We start from the raw sequence: 5,534 nt of genomic DNA on the forward strand, positions 1-5,534 counted from the left end.
GAATCATAAGCGCCAATATAATACCCGCAACTGTTGCATGAATGCCTGATTTCAGAAGTGCCAACCATAAGAATATTCCTATAACAGCGTATGGAAGAACATGGCGAATCCCGCCACGGTTTAAGAAGATAAGAACCAAAAAAGGACAGGGGACAGGAGAATTATGCTATTGGGGGCCCTTTTTCGGTTATAAATTTTTTTCCTGAAACAAATTAGGTCGAACATTTTCATGAAACTAGTAGATTTCTAACGCAAATCATGATAATAAATTACAAAATTCAAAAGATTTGATAATAAATTTAGTTCCATTTTGAATAACGCCAGTCCATAAATTTCAAAAAAATGTATATTAACTTATTAATATGGTACATAAGAGCCAAAAGCGGACTTGACCCCATGTTTCTCATGACCCCATGTTTCTTTTTAAGAGCCAAAAGCGGACTTGACCCCATGTTTTTAATATGGTACATAAGAGCCAAAAGCGGACTTGACCCCATGTTTCTCCCCATGTTTCTCATGACCCCATGTTTCTTTTTAAGAGCCAAAAGCGGACTTGACCCCATGTTTCTTTACGCTGAAAAGCAACGTTATTTGCCCCTTTAATATTTTCTGTTTGACATATTATGATAAACATAATACTTTAAGCATATGATAAAGTCTTTTGCCTGTAAAGATACAGAAAAAATGTTTAATGATAGGCGGGTGCACCGGTTTCAGTCTTTTGAGAGACAAGCACGAAAACGACTGATGGTTCTCAATGCCGCACCAAGCCTAAATGCGTTGATGCTAAACCCGGGCAATATGTTTCACTCTTTGAAAGGCAATAGGCAGGGGCAATATGCAATCAGTATCAACAAGCAATGGCGAGTCTGTTTTGAATGGCATGATGGTAATGCCTTTAACGTGGCTATCGTCGATTATCATTGAGGTGAAAAGATGAGCAACAAAGATTTTCTTGAACCCATTACTCCAGGGGAAATTTTACGAGAAGACTTCATGGAACCTATGGGCATAAGTATGAATCAATTGTCTCGGGATATTGCTGTTCCACCTAACAGAATAAGCGAAATTGTAAACGGCAAAAGGGGCATAACTGCTGACACAGCACTCAGGTTGGAACGATATTTCGGGGTTGAAGCACAATTCTGGTTGAATCTTCAGTCAGAATATGACTTGCGGGTAATGAAACGAAAAATCGGGCCAGACATTGAACAACGTATTTTTCCGGCTAAGAAGGTTGCAACCCATTCTGTGCCAGCGGGATCATAATCGGGTAAGGGGGAGTTTTTCTCTCCCCCTCCCCACACCGCCTCAGCATGCGTTGCGACATGAAGTCGCTGTTTTTATAGCTGAACTTTGATTCAGCCTACTGTATCGCCAGTAGTTTTCTACCCCGGCATGCATTGCCGGTAACGGTATTGTGTGAAGCCCGGGGGACAATGAAGCCCTCAGCCCTTGGCTGGAAGAGCGCCTCGTGAGAGAGTTCAACTCCGGAAGCATCGTCCGGATGGGAGATAGAAATGATGGTATGTGTAACATATGTGAACTGCTGATAAATGTCGTGAGGGTGAGCAGGCTAAAGATGCTGACTGGCCTGAACCAAAAGGGTAAGGGGTAAGGTTGAAGTGTTCGCATGTCACTTCACGCGATCCAGGATTCCCCCGGCAAACAGGCAGACACTAACCCATCGTGTAAAATCAGCGGAACATGGAACGTGTCCGCAGTCTTCAACGACTACTGGCCCGGTCATTCGCCGGCAAACTCATGGCCGTAAAGCGAGTGTCTGAAAATCGTGGAAAAAGAACGGCGGGTGTTGACAATGAATTACTAGATACACCTGCAAAGAAGTGGCGACAAGCCAAAAAGTTAAACCTGGCAGACTACAAGCCGCAACCCCTTAAACGCACTTATATCCCCAAAAAGAATGGCAAGAAACGTCCGCTTGGTATTCCGGTAATGCAGGATAGAGCCTAACAGGCACTGGAACTGCTGGGACTTGACCCGGTATCGGAATGCATCGCGGATAATCATTCATATGGATTTCGAAAAAAGAGATATGTTCAAGACGCTATTGATGCCTGCTTTAATGCTTTAAGAGGTAAAGGCAGTGCACAATACATTCTTGAAGGAGATATAAAGGGATGCTTCGACCATATCAATCACGATTGGATGTGCGACAACATTCCAACGCATAAGAAGAAACTCAGGTTGTGGTTGAAATCCGGTTATCTTGAAAGAGGTATCTACAATCCTACGGAAGAAGGGTCTCCGCAAGGAGGAATCATATCTCCTACATTGGCAAATATGGCGCTGGACGGGCTTTTTGAGCTTCTTTTCAAGAAGTTCAGGAAATCAGAAAAAGTGCATTTTGTCAGATATGCGGATGACTTTATCATAACCGGAGAATCAGAGGAGATGCTTGCCAACGAGGTTAAACCGTTGGTATCACATTTTCTTAAAGAACGTGGGCTGTCATTATCAGAAGAAAAGACCCGGATAAGTCACATTAACGATGGCTTTGATTTTCTGGGATTCAACATAAGAAAATACAAGGGAAAACTTCTGATTAAACCGTCAAAAACCGGTATTGTCTCGGTTAAAAGAAAAATCAGAGATATCCTGAAGAACAATATGTCCGCAAAGACTGATAATCTGATTGGCATGCTCAATCCAATAATAAGGGGCTGGGCAAATTTTTACCGTCATGTTGTCAGTCAGGAAGTCTATGACAAGATCGATTCAGCTATCTGGAAAATGACTTGGCAATGGGCCGTAAGGAGACACCCGAACAAACCGCTTAAATGGATAAAATCCAGGTATTTTCAGCGGAAAGGCTGCAGGAATTGGGTGTTTTGTGAAAAAGGAGGAAATCTTCAGCTTCTCCGAATGAGTGGCACACCTATTCGTCGCCATATCAAAATAAAAGCCAATGCCAATCCTTATGATCAGCAATGGCAAGAATATTTTGAAAAGCGTTCAAACATGAATACTGCTGGGTGCCCAACGGTGCCTTATCAATACTTGAGCCCTGTGAGGTGAAAGTCTCACGCAGGGTTCTTATGGGGGAAAGCAGCCGAAAGGCTGCTGACCTACCCGGCGGTCCGCACCAGGCGGTTCACGAAGATAATCGGGCCATAGCCGGATCAGGATAACAACCTATAGTTCTTTAAAAGAAGGCAGTTGCTGCAGATTGACCCCAGTGGCAGATCATTCCACGACACGCCCGAAATATTGCTCCCCCGTTCGGGTTCATAGCCTTTCGGAGTTCATGGGGCCTGACACTCTCTTCATGTTCGGCCCTTCAGTGGGGTGAGTCCTCCACGATATCCTCCGCATATGCGGGTCGTGGCTCGTTTCCAATCGTCATACCGCCACTGACGATGTCCACACCTACTATGGCCTCTGCTGACCTCTGCCCGGTCACCCTGCATGTTGCCATGTAAGGCACTTTCGCAAGATGCGACCGCAAGCCGGACAGATCTCCCCGGATAAGAACGTGAACTTTCACTACACAACCGCAGCATTTACCCTATCTCCCGAATCCTGGGCTTCGTTATGTGGTGCTAACTCACCCGGAGACCGGGCCTTATATGCTGTTTCTGTTCGTCGGCTCATAGCTTTGCACTTAGGCTTCCTTCAGACAACTTCTCACGAAGATGCCCTTGCCTTCGGCTAATGTTTATGCTAATGAAATTAACCATTAACAGGATTCACACACAGGGGACTTTCACCCCATAAATTTACGCCCGTGCCGGGCGTACACAAGGCGCTGCACTTGACCGCTTTTCCGCTGCGCTACAAAGCGGCAAGTGAGCTTGGGCGTTAACCATAAAAATACAACTTGCTATCGTAGAGAATAAGACCTATAATAAATACATAATTGAGATCTAAATAAAAACTTATAGGTGTAATTATGAAATCCATATTAGCGAGTTGCTCAGTAAGTATATCAGAATTAAAGAAAAACCCTTCTCTCCTAATTGAACAGTCAGGCGGCGAGCCTATTGCCATTCTTAATCATAACAGGCCAACAGCTTATCTCATTCCAGCTGAAACATACGAAGCGTTACTCGAAAAAATTGAAGATTACCAATTAGGAGTTATAGTTAACGAGCGTCAGCATGAAAAATTTTCAGCCGTAGAAGTAACATTAGATGAGCTATAAATTAAAATTTCTTCCGACAGCACTTAAGGAATGGAAAAAGCTTGATAATGCTATCCAAATTCAACTCAAGAAAAAATTACAAGAACGTCTTGAGTCTCCACATGTGCCCAGCTGTCAGCTTTCAGGTTTTAAAAACCATTACAAAATTAAACTCAGAACGAGTGGGTATCGACTCGTTTATGAAGTAATTGACGAAGAAATCTATGTTTTGGTCATTGCAATCGGGAAAAGAGATAAAAATATGGTTTACAAAAAGGCCAAGGAAAGAAATTAAAAATGGTTAACAAATCAATTAACCCAACGCCGAGTAAGTACATTTGAAATCCATTAAACGGCGGCGGCGTGGGTTATTTCCGCGTTGGATTTGAAAATTAAAGGTAATCAAAGATTTGTGAAAGGCTTTGTTTGACCTTTTTTTGATCGCTGTCTGACAGCTGACCGATTTTTCTTATGATAAACCTATTATCAAGGGTAAATAACTTCATCCGCACAACCGAGGGTGCTGTTAGACCCGATTGTTTTTTATTTATAATCTCGCAGTCCAATGGCCACGGGACGTTTTTCTGGCTTGTGATCATTGCCAAGACAGAATGGCCGATTTCATTGCCAAAATTTGCATGTTGCGACAACACAAGAGCAGGTCTTTTTTTGGTTTGAGCAGAATCGGTAAATGGAAATGGCACAACGACAACATCAAAGGGCTTATAACTCATTGTATGCTTCCTCATCGTACTGTGAGTTCCATTCATTTAGAGTGGGAACAAGTGCACTACTGAACTCAATATCTATCGGCCTTGCTTTTCTGAGTTTAATAATGTCGTTATCGATTTCAAAGGCAATGACATCACCGGCATTGAGATTTAGTTTTTTTCTCACGGTTTCAGGGACAGTTGCCTGATATTTTTTTGTAAGCTTACTTGTCGATGTTTGCATAATAGGCTCCTATTAAAAAATATTGTAATACGGTAATACTAATACAACTGGTAATGTATGTCAATATAGAAATCCAACATTTGTGTTCAGCGGAGCGCGGGGAGCATGCGCCCGCTGACACAATTCGTTAGGCGCCGCGGCCACTCGCCAGAGCGGTGGCCGGGATTGTTTGAACAGCAAAATGCTTTTTTTAAGTGATAAACTGCTTATTCAGGCTGCTGCCTCTTTCCTGGGAAATGTGTCCCAGTAGACCAGATCCGGTGTTTTTTTGTCAAGATTTTGATGCGGCCTTTCATCGTTATATAATTCAAAATAGTTTTTAATTTCTTGCCTGGCTTCCGCAATCGAACCATAGGCATTTAAATAAACTTCCTCGTATTTTACACTCCACCATAACCGCTCAATATATATATTATCCTTCCATCTCCCTTTGCCA

At 42.9% G+C, this 5,534-nt stretch carries 10 protein-coding genes; 6 read left to right on the forward strand and 4 right to left on the reverse strand.

Features of this window, described 5'->3' with window-relative positions:
• A partial coding sequence (locus VXK47_RS03720) for a Na+/H+ antiporter NhaA (RefSeq protein WP_435547433.1) occupies positions 1–139 on the reverse strand: 139 nt, incomplete at its 3' end.
• A gap of 509 nt (positions 140–648) precedes the next feature.
• Between VXK47_RS03720 and VXK47_RS03725 the strand changes: the two genes are divergently transcribed.
• The 6 genes from VXK47_RS03725 (at position 649) to VXK47_RS03750 (ending at position 4,439) form a co-directional block, all read left to right on the forward strand.
• Positions 649–927: a type II toxin-antitoxin system RelE/ParE family toxin gene (locus VXK47_RS03725; protein ID WP_435547425.1), complete on the forward strand. Its 279-nt coding sequence runs from the start codon at positions 649–651 to the stop codon at positions 925–927.
• A 9-nt stretch (positions 928–936) separates the two neighbouring features.
• Positions 937–1,269: a helix-turn-helix transcriptional regulator gene (locus tag VXK47_RS03730; protein ID WP_435547426.1), complete on the forward strand. Its 333-nt coding sequence runs from the start codon at positions 937–939 to the stop codon at positions 1,267–1,269.
• A gap of 438 nt (positions 1,270–1,707) precedes the next feature.
• Complete coding sequence (locus VXK47_RS03735; RefSeq protein ID WP_435547427.1) at positions 1,708–1,974, forward strand: reverse transcriptase N-terminal domain-containing protein; 267 nt, start codon at positions 1,708–1,710, stop codon at positions 1,972–1,974.
• Between the two features lie 15 nt (positions 1,975–1,989).
• Complete coding sequence (locus VXK47_RS03740) at positions 1,990–3,039, forward strand: reverse transcriptase domain-containing protein (RefSeq protein WP_435547434.1); 1,050 nt, start codon at positions 1,990–1,992, stop codon at positions 3,037–3,039.
• An 874-nt stretch (positions 3,040–3,913) separates the two neighbouring features.
• Positions 3,914–4,165, forward strand: coding sequence for a type II toxin-antitoxin system Phd/YefM family antitoxin (locus VXK47_RS03745; protein ID WP_435547428.1), 252 nt, complete (start codon positions 3,914–3,916; stop codon positions 4,163–4,165).
• A complete protein-coding gene (locus tag VXK47_RS03750) occupies positions 4,155–4,439 on the forward strand; it encodes a type II toxin-antitoxin system RelE family toxin (RefSeq protein ID WP_435547429.1) in 285 nt (94 codons plus the stop codon). The genes VXK47_RS03745 and VXK47_RS03750 overlap by 11 nt, the downstream gene beginning before the upstream one ends.
• 97 nt (positions 4,440–4,536) lie before the next feature.
• Here VXK47_RS03750 and VXK47_RS03755 read toward each other — a convergent pair whose 3' ends face one another.
• From VXK47_RS03755 to VXK47_RS03765, 3 genes are all read right to left on the reverse strand, one after another.
• Entirely contained in the window at positions 4,537–4,878 is a 342-nt protein-coding gene (locus VXK47_RS03755; RefSeq protein WP_435547430.1) for a type II toxin-antitoxin system PemK/MazF family toxin, read from the reverse strand.
• The gene (locus VXK47_RS03760; protein ID WP_435547431.1) at positions 4,868–5,098 is read right to left on the reverse strand and encodes an AbrB/MazE/SpoVT family DNA-binding domain-containing protein; all 231 of its coding nucleotides are present in this window, start codon (positions 5,096–5,098) and stop codon (positions 4,868–4,870) included. The genes VXK47_RS03755 and VXK47_RS03760 overlap by 11 nt, the downstream gene beginning before the upstream one ends.
• Positions 5,099–5,308: 210 nt before the next feature.
• A partial coding sequence (locus tag VXK47_RS03765) for an integrase core domain-containing protein (RefSeq protein WP_435547432.1) occupies positions 5,309–5,534 on the reverse strand: 226 nt, incomplete at its 5' end.

Source organism: Desulfobacterium sp. N47 (assembly GCF_051233685.1).
In the GTDB taxonomy this organism is placed as follows: Bacteria; Desulfobacterota; Desulfobacteria; order Desulfobacterales; family RPRI01; genus RPRI01.